Origin of the sequence: Paraburkholderia sp. GV068, from assembly GCF_003058125.1 — a bacterium.
Classification (GTDB): Bacteria; Pseudomonadota; Gammaproteobacteria; order Burkholderiales; family Burkholderiaceae; genus Paraburkholderia; species Paraburkholderia graminis.
On sequence record NZ_QBUB01000012.1, the window covers coordinates 155,451 to 177,398 of the forward strand.

The window sequence follows — 21,948 nt, forward strand, 5'->3', positions numbered from 1 at the left end:
AGCGAGGCCGTTGCGATAAAGCGATGCTCCGTCAGCCAGAGCGGCTATACGAGTCGCCGATTGAACGCCCCAACCTCAACCGGCCTTACGCGCGCGTCCTTTCTTGCCGAGCGCTGCACACCTGGCGCGGCACATGCAAGTTGCCTCGTGATCGTTGACCATGCCGACCGCCTGCATGAACGCGTAGCAGATCGTCGAGCCTACGAACTTGCAGCCATAGCGTTTCAGCGCCTTGCTGAGCGCATCCGACACTTCCGTCGATGCCGGCGCCTCCTTGTACGATGCCCATTCGTTCTGGATCGGCGTGTTATCGACGAACGACCAGATGAAGTTGGCGAACGACCCATGCTCCGCCTGAATCTGCTGCACGGCGCGCGCATTCGTGATGGCGGATTCGATCTTGCCGCGATGGCGCACAATGCTTTCGTCCACGACGAGCCTCTCGACCTGCGCCGGCGTGAAGCGCGCAACCTTGTCGATGTCGAAGTCCGCGAATGCCCGCCGGTAGCCGGCCCGCTTGTTGAGAATCGTGGACCACGACAAGCCGGCCTGCGCGCCTTCGAGCACGAGCAGTTCGAAGAGATGCTGGTCGTCGCGGGACGGCACGCCCCATTCGGCGTCGTGATAATGTGCGAGCGCTTCGCTCGATACCCAGTTGCATCGCTGTGCCAATTTAGCGCTCCCCGTTGTGATGTCGCTCGCCAGCATAGCCGAACGCATGAGCGCCGCAAGCTGGCCATTCGGCCAATTGCCGGAATGAAACGGACCTGCCACGCTATGCCTATTTCCCACGAAACGCATATCAATCGATGAACAAAGACCCATTTCTGATCGGCGTCGACGGCGGCGGCACCGGCACCCGCATCGTGCTCGCCGACGCGCAGGGGCGCGAACTGGCGCAGGCGGCGAGCGGGCCGTCGGGCTTGGGGCTTGGCGTCGAACGTGCGTGGCTTGCCATTGCGGCCGGCTGCGAGCAGGCATTCGCGAACGCCGGCGTTGCGCTCGACTGGTCGCGCTGCGTGCTCGGTTGCGGTCTCGCGGGCGTGAACAACCGCGACTGGCTGGCGTCGTTTCTCGCGCAGGCGCCCGCGCTGGCCGGACTCGCCGTCGAAAGCGATGCGTACACGACACTGCTCGGCGCGCACGGGGGCGCCCACGGCGTGATTGTCGCGCTCGGCACGGGCAGCATCGCGGCAGCGGCGGATCATGAGGGCGGCGAATGCCGGATCGTGGGCGGCTACGGTTTTCCGTCCGGTGATGAAGCGAGCGGCGCCTGGCTCGGCGTGCGCGCCATCGTCCATGCGCAGCACGCGCTCGACGGCCGCGGCCCCAACGACGACTTCGCGCAGGCGCTGCTTGCGCACGTCGGCGCGAGCGATCGGGATGGCCTTACCGTATGGCTTTGCGAGGCGAATCAGACGGCGTACGCGAGTCTCGCGCGGGTCGTGATCGCGCACCGCACGCATCCGTTTGCCGCACGGCTGCTCAGCGCGGCGGGCGTTGAAATCGGCAAGATGATCGCGGCGCTTGACCCATCGGCGAGATTGCCGATTGCGTTGTGCGGCGGGCTTGGTGCGCCGTTGCGCGAATACGTGCCGCAGGCTTATCAGCCGCGCTTGCGCGAGCCATTGGCGGATTCCGCGCACGGCGGCTTGCGGTTGGCGCAGCGCGAAGCCGGGCGGTTGGCGGGTGAGGGTTGAGGCGGAGCCGAAGCTCGGAGCCGAGCCTTGAAGCCGAAGCTCGGAGCAGAGCCCTAAAGGCGAACCTTGGAGCCGAACTTCGACGTGGAACTTGAAGCCGAACCTTGAAGCCTAACCTGCCAGCCGAACACCGAGGCATCGACGGTAAAATACAGCCTCCCAAGCTGCCTGCCATCTCGCCATGTACAAAGTCATCGCCACGGATCTCGACGGCACGCTGCTCAATGCCGATCACCAGGTCGACCCCTTCACGGTCGCCACCGTGCGCAAGCTCGAAAGTGACGGCGTGCAGTTTGTGATCGCCACCGGCCGCCATTTCTGCGACGTCGCCGGCATTCGCGACATCCTCGGCATCAAGCCTTATCTGATCACGTCGAACGGCGCGCGCATCCATGCGCCGGACAACACCGTGATCCACGCCGACGATCTGCCGCCCGCTATCGTGCAACGCCTCGTGCAGCCGGAGATTGTCGGCGCGCACGGTCGCGTGATCGTCAACCTGTTCGCCGATCAGGCGTGGCTGATCGACCGCGACGCGCCCGAGCTGCTCAAGTTTCATCAGGATTCGGGCTTCACCTACGAAGTGGCCGAACTGCTCGCGCACGACGGCGTGGACATCGCCAAGGTTCTTTATATCGGCGATCCGGCTGACCTCGCGCAGGTGGCCTCGAACCTCGCGCGCGAATTCGGCGACGCGCTCTACGTGACGTACTCGCTGCCGGACTGTCTTGAAGTGATGACGTCGAATGTGTCGAAGGGACGCGCGCTGCAGATCGTGCTCGAGCGCGTGGGCGTCGATGCCGCGCACTGCGTGGCTTTCGGCGACAACATGAACGACATCGACCTGCTCGAAACAGCCGGCCATCCGTTCATGATGAACAACGCCAATCCCGACCTGATCACGCGCCTGCCCAACGTGCCGCGCATCGGCAATAACTTCGAAGCGGGCGTCGCGCACCACTTGCGCAAGCTCTTTTCAATCGACGACGAACTGATGGCCTAGCGCCTCGGGCTGCAAACGGCACTGGCCCGCATCTGCTTTCGCGGATGCGGGCCAGTCGGTGAAGCCCGGCTAGCTCAGGTCACGTTCGTTTCCGGGCCGGCAATCGGTCGCGCCATCAGTATCGCAATCAGTCACGCCATCCGCCGCGGCGTCCGTCGTGGTCGCCACGATCGCCGCGGCCGCGGTCGTCGTAACCCCAATGGCGATCGTTCCGGTTCCAGCCGCGCTCGTAACGGTGGTCGCCGCGATAGTAGTCGCCGCGATCGTACCGATGGCCCCAGCCGCCGTTGCCGTAGTACACCGGTTGCGGCGCTGCATAGACCGGGGCGGGCCGCGTGTAGACCGGCGCGCCGAGCGAGACGCCGATATTGAGATCCGTATGCGCTTGCGCGACCCCGCATGCGCCTGCTGCAAGGCCCGCGGCAACCAGCAATTGAGTGACGATGCGTTTCATGTTTTTCTCCTGCAAGAGGCCTGCTGTGACGCGACAGAGGTTTGTCGCACAGGTCCAATCTACGCAATCCACTCCGCCGGGACTGCGACGAGATGTTACGGACTGCAAGCAACTTCGCAGGATCTGAGGAACGGCGAGTTTGCGCTCGTACGGTGCCTGGCGCCGGGTGATGACGACGGAAAGGCTGTCGGCGCAGGCCGCGGGCCTATTCGAACGCCGCCACAAGCACTCCGCCGTTACGCCGAAGCAGCGTCGAGCCGCGCGACGCGTAATCGCGGCTTACATCTGTATAACGGATTAATCAAATCGAATGATTGCGACGTAAGCCCAAAAACAAAACGGGCGCCGCAGCGCCCGCTTTGCTCACTCAGACAACCGGGCTCGATCAGTCGAGAGCCAGTTTCTGCGCATTGCCGCCACGGCTTTCCGCGATCAGCGGATACACCAGGCCGGCAACCACCGCGCCGATGATGGGCGCGATCCAGAACAGCCACAACTGATCCACCGCGGCACCGCCGACGAACAGCGCCGGGCCAGTCGAGCGCGCCGGGTTGACCGACGTGTTCGTGACCGGAATCGAAACGAGGTGAATCAGCGTCAGACACAGGCCGATGGCGATCGGCGCGAAGCCGGCCGGCGCGCGCTTGTCGGTCGCGCCGAGAATGACGAACAGGAAGAAGCCGGTCATGACCGCCTCGCAGGCGAACGCCGCGACGAGCGAGTAATGGCCCGGCGAGCGGTCGCCGTAGCCGTTGCTCGCGAAGCCGCTCGCAACGAGGTCAAAGCCGGGTTTGCCGGACGCGATGAGCGCGAGCACCGCGGCGCCCAGCACCGCGCCCGCCACCTGCGCGACGATGTACGGGAGCAGGTCGCGAGCCGGGAAGCGGCCGGCCACCGTCAGGCCGACGCTGACCGCCGGGTTCAGATGGCAGCCCGAAATGTGTCCGATCGCAAAGGCCATGGTCAGCACCGTCAGCCCGAAAGCGAGCGACACACCGACGAAACCGATGCCGAGACCATGCACCGGACCGGCGAAGTTCGCGGCGAGAACCGCGCTGCCGCAGCCCCCGAGCACGAGCCAGAATGTGCCGAACAACTCGGCGGCAAGGCGCTTTGACAACTGCATGTTTGGGTATCCTAAAATAATTGACGCTCAGGAAGCACGGAGCGTGAACGCACGGCCGGCGCGGGCGCGTGCTGTGAACGTTCAATTCTAGGGAAAGAGTGGCCAATCGAGTGTCAAGAATCGTCAATGCCGGCTGGCTTTACCAGTTATTACGGGATAAAGCCGTTTTACAATTGAGCTATGTTTAATAATTATCAGAAGATAGCTCGCTTAATGGGTAATGTTATCCATTGCGAATTTTTATAATTACAGTTAGTCTGCGAGGCGAATGAGTTCTAAAAGGGGAGAACCGGAATGTCTCAATATGCAGACCTCAAGGCGCAGATCGCCAAATTGCAGGCACAAGCAGAAGAAGCTCGTCGCACGGAAATTGACAATGTGATAGCCGACATCCGCCAAAAAATCGCCGAATATGGCCTGACTGCGCAGGACCTCGGCTTTGCAGTGGCCGCCAAGCGGGGCCGTCCGCCCAAGAAGGCGCCGCTGCCGGCTAAATATCAGGACCCGAAAACGGGTAATACGTGGAGCGGCCGCGGCAAACCGCCCAAGTGGATCGTCGGCAAGAACCGCGAACGTTTTCTGATTGGCGCGAGCTGAGTTGCTTGCGAGTGAGCGCGAAAGCGGATTGAAGGACCAACGCCGCTGCGTGTTTACTCCACTGTGCTAATCGGATGTGGAAGCGCATCCACGGCGCCATTAAAAAAGCCGCCTTTGCCAGGCGGCTTTTCTTAAAAGTAGCGCGATAAGACCGGCTTATCGTCCGCGCAAACGATTCACATGGAAAAATGTGTGCGTTTTTCAATGAATCGAAAGCCCCGGTAGCGAATCAGTTGTATCGGCAACGGAACGCTCGTCCGTTTAAAGCGCCGCGCGCGTGACACGCCGCGCGGCGCTCGCCGTTATCAGCCCACTGCGACCTGGCGCAGAACCGGCCGGCGCGCGGCTTCGATCAGCGCCGAATACGCGTCCACGTAGTTGCGCGCCATCGTCTTCGAGCTGAAGCGGCGCTCGAACTGCGCGCGGATTTCCGTACGCGACAACTCGTCCAGACGCTGCAGCGCGGCCACCGCGCCTTGCACGTCCTCGACGATGTAGCCGGTCACGCCATGATCGATCACTTCAGGCACCGAGCCGCGGTTGAACGCGATCACCGGCGTGCCGCAGGCCATCGACTCGATCATGACGAGGCCGAACGGCTCGGACCAGTCGATCGGGAAGAGCAGCGCCTTGGCGCCCGACAGAAACTCCGGCTTCTGCGCCTCGTTGATTTCGCCGACGAACTCGACATGCGCCTGCGACAGCAGCGGCTCGATCTCGCGCTTGAAGTAATCCTGGTCGGCCTTGTCCACCTTGGCGGCGATCTTCAGCGGCAAACCGCTTTGTGCAGCGATCTTGATGGCTGTATCGACGCGCTTTTCCGGACAAACACGGCCGAGGAACGCAAGGTATTCCGGCTTCTTGTGCGTCTGCGGCGTGAGTAGCTGCTCCGGCAGACCGTGATAGATGGTGTTCAGGAAGTTCGCCTGCGGTAGCGGCACCCGCTGCGAATCCGAAATCGAGATGACCGGCGCGCCCGGGAACGCATCGAACACCGGCTGCAGCTCCGGCAGGTCGAGGCGGCCATGCAGCGTGGTCACGAACGGCGTGTCCATCGTCGAAAAAAGCGGGAACGGCATGTAGTCGAGGTGAAAGTGCAGCACGTCGAACTCGTGCGCGACCCGGCGCACCTTTTCCATCATCAGGATGTGCGGGGCGAGCGCGTCGCGAATCGTCGGGTCGAGGCGCAGCGCACGAGGCCAGCACGCATCGAGCTTCGCCGATGTCACCGAGTCGCCGCTCGCGAACAGCGTGACGTCGTGGCCCTCGTCGACCAATGCCTCGGTGAGGTAGGACACGACACGTTCGGTGCCACCGTAGAGCTTCGGCGGGACTGCTTCATACAACGGCGCAATTTGTGCGATTCGCATGCGTTTCTCCTGTTTGACACGGCTTCGCACAACAGCGCTCGAGTCGAGCGGGGAGCGAATGCCTGACGGACGGTTGGGCGCGGTAAGCCGCCGCCCGGGGGTGCTCCGAATCTGCATCGGGTTATCCCTTAGCTTCATTATCGGGATCGGCCGCGCCAATTCGAGTTATTTTTCAAACGCTTAACGTTGTTACAGCGCGAAACACGAGACGTTACACGCGCCAACGCCCGTCGCTGGGCGCTCACAGGCCAATTTCAGCCCAAGCTCCCGACGGCGCTGGTAAACGGCGCGTTCCCCTGTAGCAAGCCGCGAGCCCGCTCCCGCCGCACAAAATATTACGCAGTGGTGAAAAGACCTTATAATCCGGCTCACCGTCGTACGGTGCGAGGCGCGGCTCCGCAAAACTCACCGTTTAGTTCATTTACGCCGAATCCTCGGGCGCTAAGTATTCACCGCGCATAAAGAGTTGCCGCGCGGCATCGCGCAGTCTCATTCCTTTCTCTCCCAACCTGGCAAAGTAGGAAAAATTCCTACACGAATGACGGATTAATCCGTCAAACAAGCTGGGTGTCTGTCCGATTTTGTTTCGCTCCCCCTTTGGCGACAATGGCCGCAAGACCAGAAACGAGCCGATTCGTGCGTTTAAGTGCGCGCGTCCGAGCAAACGTTTCCGTAACGGCCTGACCAGCCAGATACACCCCGGGGGAATCATGAGCGCGACAAGCGAAATGCTCAATGAGATCAGAGAAGTCAACCTGTCTTATCTCCTGCTCGCGCAGCGCCTGCTTCGCGAAGACAAGCCGATGGGCATGTTTCGCATGGGGATCTCGGACCAGCTAGCCGATGTGCTCGCCAACCTCTCGTTGGCGCAGACCGTCAAGCTCGCGGCGTCCAATCAGGTGTTGTGCCGTTTCCGTTTCGACGATCATGCCGTGCTCTCCGCACTCGCGGACAAGGGCAAGTCCAGCGCCGTCGCGCAGGCGCATTCCGCGATTCTGATGGCCAGCCAGCCGGTCGAGCAGCTCGGCTGAATGGCGTTTCGCAGCTTCGGCAAGGCAATCGGGACGGGACGCAAGCAGGATGGCATATAAAAGTGTGGTGCTCGAAGTCAAGGAAATCACCCTGGCCATCGAACTGATCGAACTCGGCGCGCGTTTGCAACTGCTCGAAGCGGAAACGAGCCTGTCGCGCGACCGGCTCATCAAGCTGTACAAGGAACTGAAAGGAGTTTCGCCGCCCAAGGGCATGCTGCCGTTTTCGACCGACTGGTTCATGACCTGGCAGCCAAACTTTCACTCCTCGCTGTTCTACAACATCTACCGTTTCATGGCCGATCATGGCGGCTGCGCGACGATCCAGTCGATCGTGAAGAGCTACCGGCTGTATCGCGAGCACGTGCAGTTGCACGACGACGAACCCGTGCTCAGCCTCACGCGCGCGTGGACGCTCGTGCGTTTCTTCGACTCGGGCATGCTGCAGATCACGCCCTGCTGCCGCTGCGGCGGACATTTCGTCGCACACGCTCACGACCCGAAGCATGGGTTCGTCTGCGGACTGTGCCAGCCGCCATCGCGCGCCGGTAAGACAAAGAAAGTCGCCGACGCCCGCGCCCGCGAGAGCCTCGCGGCGCTCGACGCCTAGCGCCCGCAGCGGCCGCCGCCACGCGGCCCTGCATTCATCGCCTTATGCCGACGGCTTGCCCGCCCCGCGCAACGCAACCCAGCGCAACGCAGCGCCAAACCTTCCGCAAGCGGCGCCTTGCCGACCGCGTCCGCCTCTGGTTTACACCGTCGCGGCAAGCCGCTTTTCCGTCAAAGTTTTCTGCTGTGTTGCCGTAAACCAGTTTAACGACGGTCACCGTCGCTTCTTTGTGAGGGCTCGGCAGTGCTGATTTTCGTGGGAACACTCGTGACGCTTTTGTCCGTTTTCGGCGGTTACGCGCTGGAAGGCGGCCATCTCGGCGCGCTGTTGCAGCCCGTTGAAGTGCTGATGATCGTCGGCGCAGGCGTCGGCGCGTTCATCCTCGGTAACGGGATGAAGACGATCAAGGCAACGCTGCGCGTCATTCCAACCCTGTTCAAGGGCGCGAAGTACAACAAGGACGTCTACATGGAGCTGATGGCGCTCCTCTACGTCCTGCTCGCCAAGGCGCGCAAGGAAGGCACGCTGACGCTGGAAGCGGACATCGACGATCCGTCGAAGAGTCCGATCTTCACGCAGTACCCGAAGATTCTCGCTGACCATCACATCATCGAGTTTCTGACCGACTACCTGCGGCTGATGGTGGGCGGCAACATGAATGCGTTCGAGATCGAAAGTCTGATGGACGAAGAGATCGAAACGCATCACCAGGAAGGCGAAGCGCCCGCGCATGCGCTGAACAAGGTCGGCGACGCGATGCCGGCGTTCGGTATCGTGGCCGCGGTCATGGGCGTGGTGCACACGATGGCGTCCGCCGACAAGCCGCCTGCCGTGCTCGGCGAAATGATTGCGCAGGCACTGGTCGGCACCTTCCTCGGCATTCTGCTTTCGTATGGACTGATCGGGCCGCTTGCGAGCGTCGCGGAACAGCGCGTGACCGAGTCGACCAAGATGTTCCAGTGCATCAAGGTGACGATTCTCGCGAGCCTGAACGGCTATGCACCGGCGATCGCCGTCGAATTCGGCCGCAAGGTGCTGTTCTCGACCGAGCGTCCGTCGTTCGCCGAGCTCGAAGAGCACGTGCGCCGCGTGAAGGCCAAGTAAGGGCGCCGGGACCGAACCGATGAGCAAGGACAAAGACCGCGCCATTGTCGTCAAGCGCGCTGCGCCGAAGAGGGCCGGCCACCACGGCGGCGCCTGGAAGCTCGCGTATGCGGACTTCATGACCGCGATGATGGCGTTCTTCCTGCTGATGTGGCTGCTGAGCTCGGCATCCACGGTGCAGTTGAAGGGCATCGCGGAGTACTTCAACCAGCCGTTGAAGATCACGCTGTGGGGCGGCGACCGCAGCGCGGAAGACTCGAGCATTCTGAAGGGCGGCGGCCGTGATATCTCGACCGACGCGCAGGGCGTGACGCGCTCGACCGACGGTTCGAACAATCGCGCCGAGCGCACGGTGTCAAAGAGCAGCGAAGACTCGATGAAGCAGTTGCAGGGCGAGTTGGAGCGTCGCGAGCAGGTGCGGCTGCACGACTTGCAGGTGAAGCTGATGGCGGCGATCGAAGCGAATCCGGTGCTGCGCCAGTTCAAGCAGCAGATTCGCATCGATTCGACGCTGACGGGCTTGCGCATCGAGATCGTCGACTCGCAGAAGCGGCCGATGTTCGCGACTGCGAGAGATCAGGTGGAGCCGTACATGCGCGACATTCTGCGCGAGATTGGCCACACGCTGAACGACGTGCCGAACCGGATCATCGTGCAGGGTCACACCGACGCCGCGCAGTACGCGGGCGGCGAGAAGGGTTACAGCAACTGGGAACTGTCCGCGGACCGCGCCAATGCGTCGCGCCGCGAGCTGATCGCAGGTGGGATGGACGAAGCAAAGGTGATGCGCGTGCTCGGTCTCGCGTCGACGCAGAACCTGAACAAGGCGGACCCGATGGACCCGGAAAACCGCCGCATCAGCGTCATCGTGCTGAACAGGAAGTCCGAGGAGGCGCTCAACCATGACGACTCCACCACGACGACCTTGTCGGACGACGCAGCGGGCTCAAAGCCGCTGCTGCAAAAACTGGCGCCGCCCGTGACGGTCGCGCCGAAGGTGCCGGCGGCAACGCCGGCGACTCAGTAACAGGAAGACGGTCGCCCGGCCGTTCCTGCGCCAGAGCGGCGCGGACAGCCAGGCGATTCACAGCGTAAGTGCAGCGAGGTTTTCATGATCAGGCATATCCTGGCAATCGACGATTCGGCATCGATGCGGCAGATTCTTTCCGCGACGCTGACGGCGGCCGGCTATGAGGTGACGCTCGCGGCGGACGGCGCGGAAGGGCTCGAAAACGCGCTCGCCGTGCGGTTCGACCTGGTGCTCACCGATCAGCACATGCCGGGTAAGACCGGCCTCGATCTGATCGCCGAGCTGCGCGGCAATCCGGCTTATGCGGACACGCCCATCCTCGTCCTGACGACGGAATCGGGCGAGCCGTTCAAGGCCGCGGCGCGCGAAGCGGGCGCGACCGGCTGGATCGAAAAACCGCTCGACCCCGAACTGCTGACCGAACTGGTCGCGGCTCTGGCCGAGCCAGATCACGCATAACGCAACCCTAGATATAGAAGCTCTCGACGCTGCGGCAAGGTAGCCCAGGCCTAGACAGGAACTCTCGCGGTGACCCAGGCATGACACTCGACATCACTCAGTTCTATCAGACGTTCTTCGACGAAGCGGACGAACTGCTCGCGCAGATGGAGCAGTTGCTGCTCAATCTGGACATCGCGCATCCCGATCCCGAAGACCTCGCGGCAATCTTCCGCGCGGCGCATTCGATCAAGGGCGGCGCGGCGACGTTCGGCTTTACCGCGCTGACGGAAACGACTCACATCCTCGAATCGCTGCTCGACCGTGCGCGCAATAACGAACTCGTGTTGCGCAAGGACATGATCGACACGTTCCTCGAAACCAAGGACGTGCTCTCGGGCCAGCTCGCCGACTACCGCGCGAGCGCCGAGCCGGACGCGGCGGTCGCGAAGGCGATCTGCGCGAAGCTCGAGCAGTTGCACGCGGAAAGCCGCGGCATGGCCGCGCCGGCTGCTGCGGCGCCGGTCGAAGTCGCGGTGGCCGCGCCGATCGAAGAATTCGCAACAGTAGAAGAAGGCAGCGCGCCCGAGCACGTCGTCGATCAGGCGGTGCAGGCGGCGGGCGAATGGAATGACGGCGAACCGGCACAGACCGGGCAAGCCGAAGGAGCCGGCGACGCGAACGACGCCGCCGGCCCGCATCTGAAAATTACGCTACGGGGCGTTGATGCGAAGGACCAGGAACTGCTCGCCGAAGAGCTGGGCAACCTGGGCAACATCGTCGGGCAGGTCAAGAGCGGCGGCGATCTCACGCTGTGGCTTCAGACCGATGTCACGTCCGACGACATCATCGCCGTGTGCTGCTTCGTGATCGACGAAAGTCAGATTTCGATCGGCCGCGGAACCGCGCCGGCGGACGGTGCTCAGCAAGGCGAACCTGGAACGCCCGACGCTGAGCCCTCGTCTCCGGCGCAAGCAGCACCGGCGGCTTCGGCCGCCACCCCACACTCAGCGGCTGCCGAACCGGCGCAGCAGGCGGCAGCGCCGGCGCAGGCGGAACGCGCAGCCGAGCCTGCGAAGGCCGCAGCGCCGGCCCCGGTTCCCGCCGCGGCTAAACCGGCGGCTGCTCCTGCAGCTTCTGCCGCCGCAGCACCCGCCGCGGCAGACTCCGACCGCAAGGCCGCGCGTCCGGCAGCAGCGGCAGGCGGCGCGGAAGGCAGCTCGATTCGCGTCGGCGTCGAAAAGGTCGATCAGTTGATCAACCTCGTCGGCGAACTGGTGATCACGCAAGCGATGCTGGCGGAAACCACCAGCACGTTCGACCCGGCGCTGCATGATCGCCTGTTCAACGGCATGGCGCAGCTCGAGCGCAACGCGCGCGATCTGCAGGAAGCCGTCATGTCGATCCGCATGATGCCGATGGATTACGTGTTCAGCCGCTTCCCGCGTCTCGTGCGCGATCTCGCGGCGAAACTCGGCAAGGAAGTGGAGCTCGTCACCTTCGGTCAGGCGACCGAACTCGACAAGAGCCTGATCGAGCGGATCATCGACCCGTTGACGCACCTCGTGCGCAACAGCCTCGACCACGGCATCGAAACCGTCGAAGCACGCCGCGCGGCAGGCAAGGACGCGACCGGCCAACTGGTTCTGTCGGCGGCACATCATGGCGGCAACATCGTCATCGAAGTGAGCGACGACGGCGCCGGCCTGCGCCGCGACAAGATTCTCGCGAAGGCCGCGAAGCAGGGCATGCAGGTCAGCGAAAGCATGACCGACGAGGAAGTCTGGAACCTCATCTTCCTGCCGGGCTTTTCGACGGCGGAGCAGGTCACGGACGTCTCCGGCCGCGGCGTCGGCATGGACGTGGTGAAGCGCAACATCCAGTCGATGGGCGGTCACGTTGAAATCACGTCGCACGCCGGCAAGGGCAGCACGACGCGCATCGTCTTGCCGCTCACGCTTGCGATTCTCGACGGCATGTCGGTGAAGGTCGGCAACGAGATCTTCATTCTGCCGCTGAACTTCGTGATGGAGTCGCTGCAGCCGCAAGCCGAGGACATCTACACGGTCGCCAACGGCGAGCGCGTGGTGCGCGTGCGCGGCGAATATCTGCCGCTCGTCGCGTTGCACGAGGTGTTCAACGTCGACGGCGCGAAGCAGGAGCCGACCCAGGGCATCGTCACCATCATGCAGACCGAGGGGCGCCGCTTTGCGATGCTGATCGACGAGCTGGTGGGACAGCAGCAGGTCGTCGTGAAGAATCTGGAAACGAATTACCGCAAGGTGCGCGGCATTTCCGCAGCGACCATTCTGGGCGACGGCCGCGTCGCGCTGATCGTGGACGTGGCGGCGCTGAACCGCGAATCGCGTAACGCGCATGGCGCAATGAGCCTCGCATGATGTCCGCCCGGCTCGACGTATCACTCACTCAACTCAATTTATCCCAACCGTTTGGGGGCTAACGTGGCAGAAGTTCAATCCATCAATTCGAGCGTCGCGAACGCGACGAATGGTCGCCGCGACGCGCAGCAGGCCGATGCCGGCGGTCAGGAATTCCTCGTCTTCACGCTCGGCGCCGAAGAGTACGGCATCGACATTCTCAAGGTGCAGGAAATCCGCGGCTACGACAACGTGACGCGCATCGCCAATGCGCCCGAGTTCATCAAGGGCGTCATCAATCTGCGCGGCATCATCGTGCCGATCGTCGACATGCGCATCAAGTTTCATCTGGGCCGCGTCGAGTACGACCATCAGACCGTCGTGATCATCCTGAACGTCGCGCATCGCGTGGTCGGCATGGTGGTGGACGGCGTGTCCGACGTGCTGACGCTCGCCGTCGATCAGATCATGCCCGCGCCGGAATTCGGCGCGACGCTGACGACCGAGTATCTGACGGGCCTCGGCACCGTCGACGGCCGCATGCTGATTCTGATGGACATCGAGAAGCTGATGACGAGCCGTGAAATGGCGCTCATCGAAACGCTCGGCGTGTAACCGCCGCGGCGTTCAGAAAAGTTAGGAACAGGGAGCATTGAGATGCTAAGCAGGTGGTCGATTCGCACATCGCTCACGCTAGTGGGGATCATTCTCGTCGCGCTGACCATGGTGGTCGGCGTGCTTGGGCTGACGGCGCTCGGCAGCGCGAGCCGTTCGCTCGACCGTATCGCGCGCGGCGACCTCGTCGCAATTCACGCGCTCGACGACGCTTCGGCCTATCTGCTGCGCTCGCGTGTCTCGCTGGATCGCTTCACTGCGCTCACCGCGGCGGGCGACACCGAAACCGCGAAGAAGGTGCTGGACCGCGCGGTCGAGTTGTACGGCTTCAGCAACAAGAACTGGCAGACCTATCTCGACGCGCCGAAGACCGGCGTCGACCAGGCGCAGATGGACGAACTGCTCGCGCGCCGCACGACGCTCGTGCGCGACGGCATGGAGCCCGAGTTCGCCGCGCTGCGCGCGAACGATATGGCCGCGTACCATGCGATCGCCGACACGAAGATCAGCCCGATGTTCGTCGTCTACGACAACGCGGCGTCGGCGGTGATCAAGAGTCTGCAGCAACAGGCGGTGGATCAGCAGGCCGGCGCGCAGTCGAACATTTCGCTGATGACGACGCTCATCATCGCGTTCTCCGCGCTCGCGCTGCTGCTCGTGGTCGGTCTGCGCTTCGCGCTGCGCGGCCTGATCGTGAAGCCGCTGCAGGATGCAAGCGAATGCTTCGAGCGGATCGCGTCGGGCGATCTGTCGGAAACGATCGAGGTGACGAGCCACAACGAAATCGGCCGCCTCTTTGCCGGCATCAAGCGGATGCAGGAAAGCATGGCGTCGATGGTGACGGCGGTGCGCAGCAGCACCGAGTCGATCGACACCGGCGCGCGCGAAATCGCGATGGGCAACACCGATCTGTCGCAGCGTACCGAACAGCAGGCCGCGTCGTTGCAGCAAACGGCGCAGAGCATGGAACAACTCACGGGCACCGTGCGGCAGAACGCCGAGAACGCGCGCCAGGCGAGCCAGCTTGCGGTGAATGCGTCCGACATCGCGACACGCGGCGGCGACGTGGTGAGCCAGGTCGTGACGACGATGCAGGACATCGCGACCAGTTCGAGCAAGGTGGTCGACATCATCGGCGTGATCGAAGGCATTGCGTTCCAGACCAACATCCTCGCGCTCAACGCGGCGGTCGAAGCGGCGCGTGCCGGCGAACAGGGCCGCGGCTTCGCGGTCGTGGCGGGCGAAGTGCGCAGCCTCGCGCAGCGCAGCGCGAGCGCCGCGAAGGAAATCAAGGAATTGATCGGCGACTCCGCCGACAAGGTGCAAAGCGGCTCGACACTCGTCGGACGCGCGGGCACGACGATGGACGAGATCGTGCAGGCCGTGCGCCGCGTGACCGATATCATGGGCGAGATCAGCGCGGCTTCCGAGGAGCAATCGGGCGGCATCGAGCAGGTCAATCGCGCGGTCGTGCAGATGGACGAAGTGACGCAGCAGAACGCCGCGCTCGTCGAAGAAGCGGCGGCAGCAGCAGGGTCGCTCGAAGATCAGACGCGTCAGTTGCAGGCCGTGCTGAGCGGCTGGAAGGTTGGCAGCGGTTCGGGTCGCGGCTTCAGTGCTCCGAGCGCGCCGGCCGTGCCGCAAGTGAAGGCGCGTGCCATGAGCACGAGCCGCAAGCCTGCGGCAAAGGCCGCGCCGCGTGCCGCGCAAGCGACGGCAAATGGCTCGGTGGCGCATGCGGCAACGGCAAACGCGACGGCGCATGCGGCAACTCACGCGACGACCGCAAACAGCGCAGCAGCGGCTCCGGCCAACCAGCAAGCAGCCGCTGGACAAGCAGGCACCGCACGCGTCGAACCCGCGCTCAAGCCGAAGACGCCTCGCGCGGCATTCGAGCCGGCGGCACGTCCCGCAGCGGCGAGCGCAAGCTCGGCGGGATCGGACGCCGACTGGGAAACCTTTTAAACATGGCGATGAAACATGCAGTCATTCGATATCTCGCGCCAGCGGGCGCGAATCATCGAAGCACGCTTTTACGGCGTGTCGCGGGCCGACTGCATGGTGATGGAACTTGCGGGCGGGCGCGACCCCGCAAAAACAATCCCTTGCTCGCCGGTACGTCCGTCGGGCAAGCGTGATGGCTCGTATCGCAGGCAGGAACTTTCATGATGGCAACGCGCGCACAGCAACGCACCGACCGACCGGAGCCGACCCGGTCCGGCGAACAGGGACGTGATTTCGAATTTACCTCCGCGGATTTCGGCCGCATTCGCGAACTGATTCACCGCAGCGCCGGCATTTCCCTCTCCGATCACAAGCGCGACATGGCGTATAGCCGCCTCGCGCGCCGGCTGCGCGCCCGCGGCCTCGATTCGTTCAAGCAGTATCTCGATCTGCTCGAAGCGGAAAACGATCCGGCCGAGTGGGAAGCGTTCACCAATTCGCTGACCACGAACCTGACCGCGTTCTTCCGCGAGGCGCATCACTTTCCGATTCTCGCGGACTTCGTCGCGCGTCGCGCGCAGCCGGTTTCCGTGTGGTGCTCGGCGGCCTCGACGGGCGAGGAGCCGTATTCGATCGCGATGACGCTGATCGAAGCACTCGGCGAAAGCGGCGCGCGCCAGGCCACGGTGCTTGCCACCGACATCGACACGCAGGTGCTCGCGAAAGCCGAAGCCGGCGTGTACCAGTTCGATCAGGTGAAGCACCTGTCGCCCGAGCGGCTCAAGCGCTTCTTCCTGAAGGGCACGGGCGCGCATGCCGGCATGGTGAAGGTGCGTCCGCAAGTGCGCCAGATGGTGCGCTTCGAGCAGTTGAACCTCACCGACCGCGATTACCAGTTGCGCACGCAGTTCGACGCGATCTTCTGCCGCAACGTGATGATCTATTTCGACAAGCCGACGCAGGCGCAGGTGCTCTCGCGCTTCGATCCGCTGATGAAGTCGGGCGGTCTGCTGTTCGCCGGCCATTCGGAGAACTTCACGTATGTCACGCAGGCGTTCAGGCTGCGCGGCCAGACCGTGTATGAACTGACGCGCGATGCAGCGGGCGCACGCGCGCCGGCACGTACGACGGCATCGACAAGCACGACCACGGGCACGACAAGCGCGACGAGCGCGACGACGAGCGGGGTGACGGTATGAGCAGCGCCTTGCCTATCGCAACCAACCTCTACTACGACAACCACTTTCAACGCCCCGGCGTGAAGCTGTTGCCGAACGAGTTCTACACCACGCACGACGACATGGTGCTCGTCACCGTGCTCGGTTCATGCGTCGCGGCCTGCATTCAGGATCGCACGGCCGGCATCGGCGGCATGAATCACTTTATGTTGCCCGACGACGGCGCGGAAGTCGGCCAGGCGGCATCGGATTCGATGCGCTACGGCGCCTACGCGATGGAAGTGCTGATCAACGAGCTGATCAAGGCCGGTGGCCGGCGCGAGCGTTTCGAAGCGAAGGTGTTCGGCGGCGGCGCGGTGCTCGCGGGCATGACGACGATTAATATCGGCGATCGCAATTCGGAATTCGTGCGCCGCTATCTCGCGCTCGAAAAGATTCGCATCGTCGCCGAAGATTTGCAGGGCTCGCATCCGCGCAAGGTCGCTTTCATGCCGCGCACGGGCCAGGTGATGGTGAAGAAGTTGCGTCTGCAACAGGACCCGAGCGTGGCCGAGCGCGAACAGACGCTCATGCGGCAGACCGCCGAAGCGCGCGCCGAACGGCTTGCCGCCGCGAGAAAGCGCGTCGAGCTGTTTGCGACGCCGGCCGCCGCGCGTCCCAGGGTCGAACTGTTCGGCGCTTCGGGCGGGGCAAAGCCGAAGGTCGAGCTTTTCGGCGCGGCAGGCGGCGCGAACGGTCCATCAAACAGCGCCGGCGCAGCGAAGCCGCGCATCGAACTGTTCGGCTCCACCCCGCGCCCGACTAATTCAACTAACGCCAGAACCGTAGAGGAGGCGTGAGCGCTGTGCAAAAGATCAAAGTACTGTGTGTCGACGATTCGGCGCTAATCCGCAGCCTGATGACGGAGATCATCAACGGCCAGCCGGACATGACCGTCGTCGCAACCGCGCCCGACCCGCTCGTCGCGCGCGACCTCATCAAGCAGCACAACCCGGACGTGTTGACGCTCGACGTCGAAATGCCGCGCATGGACGGCCTCGACTTTCTCGAGAAGCTCATGCGCTTGCGGCCGATGCCGGTCGTGATGGTGTCGTCGCTGACCGAGCGCGGCAATGAAATCACGCTGCGCGCGCTGGAACTCGGCGCGGTGGATTTCGTGACCAAGCCGAAGGTGGGCATTCGCGACGGCATGCTCGACTATTCGGAAAAGCTCGCCGACAAGATTCGCGCCGCGGCGCGCGCGCGTGTGCGTCAGGCGGCGCCCGCGCATCACGCGCCCGCTGCCGGCGCGCATGCGCCTGTTACCGCCGCGCCGCTCTTCAACAATCCGCTGCTGAGTACGGAGAAGCTGATCATCGTGGGCGCGTCGACGGGCGGCACGGAAGCCATCCGCGAAGTGCTCGTGCCGTTGCCGCCGGATGCGCCCGCGGTGCTGATCGCGCAGCACATGCCGCCCGGTTTCACAAAATCTTTTGCGCAACGCCTCAATGGTTTGTGCCGGATTACCGTTAAAGAAGCTGAGCACGGCGAACGCGTGCTGCCGGGACATGCGTATATCGCACCCGGCCACGCTCACCTGCTGCTTGCCCGCAGCGGCGCGAACTACATCGCGCATCTGTCGGACGATCCGCCAGTGAACCGGCATCGTCCTTCGGTGGATGTGCTGTTTCGTTCGGCCGCGCAGCATGCGGGCAAGAATGCGGTCGGAGTGATCCTGACCGGGATGGGGCGTGACGGCGCTGCGGGTTTGCTGGAGATGAAAAAGGCAGGGGCCTACACCCTTGCGCAGGACGAGGCGAGCTGCATCGTGTTCGGCATGCCGCGTGAAGCGATTGCGCTTGGCGCGGCCGACGAAATCGCGTCGCTGCCGGACATGAGCCGGCGCGTGATGGCGCGTCTTGCGTCGATGGGCGATCGCGTTCAGCGGGTTTGATGCGCCGTTCGAATTGAGGCGGTCACACGCCGCACCGTGAATCAAGTAAAGGGAATCAAATGGATAAGGCAATGAAGTTTCTGGTAGTGGACGACTTTCCGACGATGCGCCGGATCGTTCGCAACCTCCTGAAAGAGCTGGGCTACGGCAACGTCGACGAAGCCGAAGACGGCCAGGCCGGTCTCGCGCGTCTGCGCGGCGGCACCTACGACTTCGTGATTTCCGACTGGAACATGCCGAACCTCGACGGTCTCGCGATGCTCAAGGAAATCCGCGCCGACGCCAACCTCAAGCATCTGCCGGTGCTGATGGTGACGGCCGAGTCGAAGAAGGAAAACATTATCGCCGCGGCTCAGGCAGGCGCGAGCGGTTATGTCGTGAAGCCGTTCACGGCTGCAACGCTGGACGAGAAGCTCAACAAGATTCTCGAGAAGATGGCCAAGACTGGGAGCTGATGTGAACCTGCCGACCAATGCGCCTGGCGCCGAAGCGGTCAACGAGAGCGGCGACTTCGCGTCAGACCGCATCCTCGCCCGCATTGGACAACTGACACGTACGCTGCGTGATTCGATGCGCGAGCTCGGGCTCGACAAACACGTCGAGCGCGCGGCGGAAGCCGTACCCGATGCCCGCGACCGTCTGAAGTACATCGCGAACATGACCGAGCAGGCCGCCGAGCGCGTGCTGTCCTCGATCGACATCGCGAAACCGATTCAGGAGCAGTTGCAAAAAGACGCCGGCGAACTCGACGCGCGTTGGGAGCAATGGTATTCGGCGCCGATCGAACGCGCCGAAGTGCGCGCGCTCATGAACGACACGCGCGAGTTTTTGCGCGGCGTGCCCACGGCGACCACCGCGACCAACTCGCAGCTCATGGAGATCATGCTCGCGCAGGACTTCCAGGATCTGACCGGCCAGGTGATCAAGAAGATCACGGACGTCGTGTATCTGATCGAGCAGCAGTTGCTCGGCGTGCTCGTCGAAAACATCGCGCTCGAGCGGCGCGAACAGTTCGCCGCGCATGCCGCGGCCCTCGTCGCGGAAGTCTCGCCGACCGGCAGCCCCGAGCATCTGCTGAATGGGCCGCAGATCAATCCGGAAGGCAAAACTGACGTGGTGCAGGATCAATCGCAGGTCGACGACCTGCTCGCCAGCCTCGGTTTCTGAGCGGCCCGCGCCCTCGCGGCGCGCGGCCGAACAGTATGAATAGCAAGCCGCGCTCCTGCGCGCGCGTGCTGTCTCTGGACACAAACCGCAGGCATACTATGGGGTCAATGAGCGGCGCGGCGTGACGGTGAACGCTGTCACCGGAGGCTTGCATCGTGAGGTTTTCCTCGAGAATGCGGCCCCTCCGCGCCCTATGGTTTGCCTAAAACGCAGCCGGTTCGCAGCACGCGCAAGCCGGCCAGCAGTCAGGGAGGAGTCTCGTCATGCGCAGTCGTGTACGCCGCGCCGGTCTGGTTACGGCGCTTATGTTGTCCTGTTCGTTGTCGGCCGTGCCGTCCGCTCACGCGGCGCTCGGCGGCGCCCCAATGACGCCTCCGGCGGACGCGTCGGTATCGGCCCGCACCTTGCAGCCCTCGAGCGCCGTGATTCGCTCCGCGTCGGGCGCGGCTTCTTCCGCTTCGGCTACGGCGTCGTACACCGTGCGTGAAACCACGCTCGGCAACGGCACGGTGGTCCGCGAATATCTCACCACTGACGGCACCGTCTTCGCCATCACCTGGCGCGGCCCGCAAATGCCCGATCTGAACGAACTGCTCGGCAGTTACTTTCCGCAGTACGTGGCCGGCGTGAAGGCAGTGCGCGCCGCGCGCGGCGGCGCACGCGGCCCCGTTGCGGTCGATCAGAGCAGCCTCGTTGTCCAGTCCGGCGGCCACATGGGCGCGTTCAGCGGCCGCGCGTGGCTGCCGCCCGCGCTGCCTGCCGGCGTCAGCGGCTCCGACATCCAGTAACGAGGACGAACGATGCGAACCATGCACATTGCGAAGAAACTCAAGGACTGGACTCAGGTTGTGGCAACCGTCGTGCTGGTGTCGGCGCTCGCCGCGTGCGGTGGCGGCGGCGATAGCGGCTCCAGTTCCAGCAGCGGCTCGACCGGTTCAACCGGCGGTTCGACAGGCGGCTCCGCGGGCGGCAGTTCGTCGAGCGGCTTGCCGCCCAGCCCGACGCAGCAGCCGATCGCCGCGACTGCCGCGAACACCGTGGCGATCACGGTGGCCCACGGCGTTACCGGCGTCATCAACATTCCCACGATCAGCGTGACGGTCTGCGTGCCCGGCACCGGGACGTGTCAGAAGATTGACAACATTCAGGTCGACACGGGCTCGTTCGGTCTGCGCATCGTCAATTCGGCGCTGAATTCGACGATGCAGGCCGGCTTGCCGATCAGCACGTCGACAAGCGGCGGCCAGCTCGCCGAATGCGCGACTTTCGCCGACGGCTACACGTGGGGCAGTGTGCGCACCGCGACCGTGACCATCGGCGGCGAAACGACGACTGCGGCTGTTCCGTTGCAGATCATCGGCGACAAGGCCGCGAGCACGACGCCGTCGGCGGGTTGCGGCAGCGGCTCGGCGGAGAACACGGCGAACGATCTCGGCGCGAACGGCATCATCGGCATCGGCACCGCGCTTTACGATTGCGGCTCGACCTGCGCGAACGCGTCCACGGCTGGGACGTACAGCAATTACTTCTCGTGCCCAGGCGGCACGTCGTGCACGCGCACCGCGGTTCCGCTCGCGAGCCAGGTCGCCAATCCGGTCGCTAAATTCCCCCTCGACAACAACGGCGTGATCGTACAAATGCCGCCCATCGGCGACAACGGCGCGGCTTCGGCCACCGGCACGCTGGTATTCGGCATCGGCACGCAGTCGAACAATGCGCTCGGCTCCGCGCAGACCTTCACCACCGACGGCGCAGGCGACCTGACCAACAGCGTGTTCAACGGCAACACGGTCACGGCGTTCCTGGATTCGGGCTCAAACGGCTATTTCTTCAACGACAGCTCGCTCACGCTGTGCGGCAGCAACTTCTCGGGCTTCTATTGCCCGTCCGGCGCGCAGACCCGCTCCATCACGCTGGTCGGCCAGAACAGCGTGCAGGCGGTGGCGAACATCGGCATCCAGAGTGCGTCGACGCTATTCCGTAACGGCACCAACTATGCGTTCAACGACCTGGCCGGTCAGATCGGCGGGCTCGCCGCGTTCGACCTCGGTTTGCCGTTCTTCTACGGACGCCACGTTTATCACGGCTTCGACCTGCGGCCGACCGGCGGCACCCAGGCGCCGTTCGTGGCCTACGCAAGCTAGTCTGGGCAACGCAACGCCTGAAGGCTCTCCACGGCGCCCGCGCTCAACAGCGCGGGCGTTGTTTTTTGCGGCGGCGCGCGGTTTCGCGCGCCGCTTGTCCATCCGCCGAAAAGCCCCGGTTTCTCC

The 21,948-nt window shown here is 63.9% G+C and carries 23 protein-coding genes; 19 read left to right on the forward strand and 4 right to left on the reverse strand.

All coding sequences use genetic code 11. From position 1 onward, the window contains the following. Positions 1–75 precede the first annotated feature (75 nt). Complete coding sequence (locus tag C8K18_RS23280) at positions 76–708, reverse strand: DNA-3-methyladenine glycosylase I (protein WP_107710093.1); 633 nt, start codon at positions 706–708, stop codon at positions 76–78. Between the two features lie 101 nt (positions 709–809). On the opposite strand from C8K18_RS23280, the gene C8K18_RS23285 reads away from it, so the two are divergent. Together C8K18_RS23285 and C8K18_RS23290 are read left to right on the forward strand one after the other, a co-directional pair. Further along, positions 810–1,700: a BadF/BadG/BcrA/BcrD ATPase family protein gene (locus C8K18_RS23285; RefSeq protein ID WP_107709985.1), complete on the forward strand. Its 891-nt coding sequence runs from the start codon at positions 810–812 to the stop codon at positions 1,698–1,700. Between the two features lie 181 nt (positions 1,701–1,881). After that, complete coding sequence (locus tag C8K18_RS23290; protein ID WP_107709983.1) at positions 1,882–2,703, forward strand: Cof-type HAD-IIB family hydrolase; 822 nt, start codon at positions 1,882–1,884, stop codon at positions 2,701–2,703. A gap of 127 nt (positions 2,704–2,830) precedes the next feature. Here C8K18_RS23290 and C8K18_RS23295 read toward each other — a convergent pair whose 3' ends face one another. Together C8K18_RS23295 and aqpZ are read right to left on the reverse strand one after the other, a co-directional pair. Further along, positions 2,831–3,157 (reverse strand): PXPV repeat protein, encoded by a 327-nt coding sequence (locus C8K18_RS23295; protein ID WP_006050889.1) that lies wholly within the window; start codon positions 3,155–3,157, stop codon positions 2,831–2,833. Between the two features lie 385 nt (positions 3,158–3,542). After that, on the reverse strand, positions 3,543–4,283 hold the full coding sequence (gene aqpZ, locus C8K18_RS23300) for an aquaporin Z (RefSeq protein ID WP_006050890.1): 741 nt from the start codon (positions 4,281–4,283) through the stop codon (positions 3,543–3,545). 294 nt (positions 4,284–4,577) lie between these two features. On the opposite strand from aqpZ, the gene C8K18_RS23305 reads away from it, so the two are divergent. Beyond that, positions 4,578–4,880, forward strand: a complete 303-nt coding sequence (locus tag C8K18_RS23305; protein ID WP_006050891.1) for an H-NS family nucleoid-associated regulatory protein — start codon at positions 4,578–4,580, stop codon at positions 4,878–4,880. Positions 4,881–5,185: 305 nt separating this feature from the next. Here the strand turns inward: C8K18_RS23305 and C8K18_RS23310 are convergent, their stop codons facing one another. Then, the gene (locus C8K18_RS23310) at positions 5,186–6,250 is read right to left on the reverse strand and encodes a glycosyltransferase family 4 protein (RefSeq protein ID WP_006050892.1); all 1,065 of its coding nucleotides are present in this window, start codon (positions 6,248–6,250) and stop codon (positions 5,186–5,188) included. 710 nt (positions 6,251–6,960) lie between these two features. Between C8K18_RS23310 and flhD the strand changes: the two genes are divergently transcribed. The 16 genes from flhD (at position 6,961) to C8K18_RS23390 (ending at position 21,822) form a co-directional block, all read left to right on the forward strand. Next, positions 6,961–7,281 carry a flagellar transcriptional regulator FlhD gene (gene flhD, locus C8K18_RS23315; protein WP_006050893.1) on the forward strand — a complete coding sequence of 107 codons (321 nt, stop codon included), beginning with the start codon at positions 6,961–6,963 and terminating at the stop codon, positions 7,279–7,281. 49 nt (positions 7,282–7,330) lie between these two features. Then, positions 7,331–7,891 carry a flagellar transcriptional regulator FlhC gene (flhC, locus tag C8K18_RS23320; RefSeq protein ID WP_006050894.1) on the forward strand — a complete coding sequence of 187 codons (561 nt, stop codon included), beginning with the start codon at positions 7,331–7,333 and terminating at the stop codon, positions 7,889–7,891. Between the two features lie 243 nt (positions 7,892–8,134). Continuing rightward, on the forward strand, positions 8,135–8,995 hold the full coding sequence (motA, locus tag C8K18_RS23325) for a flagellar motor stator protein MotA (RefSeq protein WP_006050895.1): 861 nt from the start codon (positions 8,135–8,137) through the stop codon (positions 8,993–8,995). A gap of 19 nt (positions 8,996–9,014) precedes the next feature. Beyond that, the gene (motB, locus tag C8K18_RS23330) at positions 9,015–10,022 is read left to right on the forward strand and encodes a flagellar motor protein MotB (protein WP_107709981.1); all 1,008 of its coding nucleotides are present in this window, start codon (positions 9,015–9,017) and stop codon (positions 10,020–10,022) included. 84 nt (positions 10,023–10,106) lie between these two features. Continuing rightward, positions 10,107–10,484 carry a response regulator gene (locus tag C8K18_RS23335; protein WP_006050897.1) on the forward strand — a complete coding sequence of 126 codons (378 nt, stop codon included), beginning with the start codon at positions 10,107–10,109 and terminating at the stop codon, positions 10,482–10,484. Positions 10,485–10,564: 80 nt separating this feature from the next. Then, entirely contained in the window at positions 10,565–12,862 is a 2,298-nt protein-coding gene (cheA, locus tag C8K18_RS23340; RefSeq protein WP_107709979.1) for a chemotaxis protein CheA, read from the forward strand. A gap of 63 nt (positions 12,863–12,925) precedes the next feature. Continuing rightward, the gene (locus C8K18_RS23345; protein WP_006050900.1) at positions 12,926–13,456 is read left to right on the forward strand and encodes a chemotaxis protein CheW; all 531 of its coding nucleotides are present in this window, start codon (positions 12,926–12,928) and stop codon (positions 13,454–13,456) included. A gap of 42 nt (positions 13,457–13,498) precedes the next feature. Next, positions 13,499–15,421, forward strand: coding sequence for a methyl-accepting chemotaxis protein (locus C8K18_RS23350; RefSeq protein ID WP_006050901.1), 1,923 nt, complete (start codon positions 13,499–13,501; stop codon positions 15,419–15,421). 15 nt (positions 15,422–15,436) lie between these two features. Then, on the forward strand, positions 15,437–15,625 hold the full coding sequence (locus tag C8K18_RS23355) for a hypothetical protein (RefSeq protein ID WP_029970958.1): 189 nt from the start codon (positions 15,437–15,439) through the stop codon (positions 15,623–15,625). Further along, positions 15,622–16,599 carry a CheR family methyltransferase gene (locus tag C8K18_RS23360; RefSeq protein WP_107709977.1) on the forward strand — a complete coding sequence of 326 codons (978 nt, stop codon included), beginning with the start codon at positions 15,622–15,624 and terminating at the stop codon, positions 16,597–16,599. The genes C8K18_RS23355 and C8K18_RS23360 overlap by 4 nt, the downstream gene beginning before the upstream one ends. Then, positions 16,596–17,417, forward strand: a complete 822-nt coding sequence (gene cheD / locus C8K18_RS23365; protein ID WP_006050903.1) for a chemoreceptor glutamine deamidase CheD — start codon at positions 16,596–16,598, stop codon at positions 17,415–17,417. The genes C8K18_RS23360 and cheD overlap by 4 nt, the downstream gene beginning before the upstream one ends. Before the next feature lie 5 nt (positions 17,418–17,422). After that, positions 17,423–18,511 carry a chemotaxis response regulator protein-glutamate methylesterase gene (locus C8K18_RS23370; protein ID WP_006050904.1) on the forward strand — a complete coding sequence of 363 codons (1,089 nt, stop codon included), beginning with the start codon at positions 17,423–17,425 and terminating at the stop codon, positions 18,509–18,511. A gap of 59 nt (positions 18,512–18,570) precedes the next feature. Then, positions 18,571–18,966, forward strand: coding sequence for a chemotaxis response regulator CheY (cheY, locus tag C8K18_RS23375; protein ID WP_006050905.1), 396 nt, complete (start codon positions 18,571–18,573; stop codon positions 18,964–18,966). Between the two features lies 1 nt (position 18,967). Further along, positions 18,968–19,678: a protein phosphatase CheZ gene (gene cheZ, locus C8K18_RS23380; protein WP_006050906.1), complete on the forward strand. Its 711-nt coding sequence runs from the start codon at positions 18,968–18,970 to the stop codon at positions 19,676–19,678. A gap of 263 nt (positions 19,679–19,941) precedes the next feature. Further along, positions 19,942–20,466 carry a DUF2844 domain-containing protein gene (locus tag C8K18_RS23385; RefSeq protein ID WP_006050907.1) on the forward strand — a complete coding sequence of 175 codons (525 nt, stop codon included), beginning with the start codon at positions 19,942–19,944 and terminating at the stop codon, positions 20,464–20,466. 12 nt (positions 20,467–20,478) lie between these two features. Then, complete coding sequence (locus C8K18_RS23390) at positions 20,479–21,822, forward strand: DUF3443 domain-containing protein (RefSeq protein WP_107709975.1); 1,344 nt, start codon at positions 20,479–20,481, stop codon at positions 21,820–21,822. The last annotated feature ends 126 nt before the right edge of the window (positions 21,823–21,948 follow it).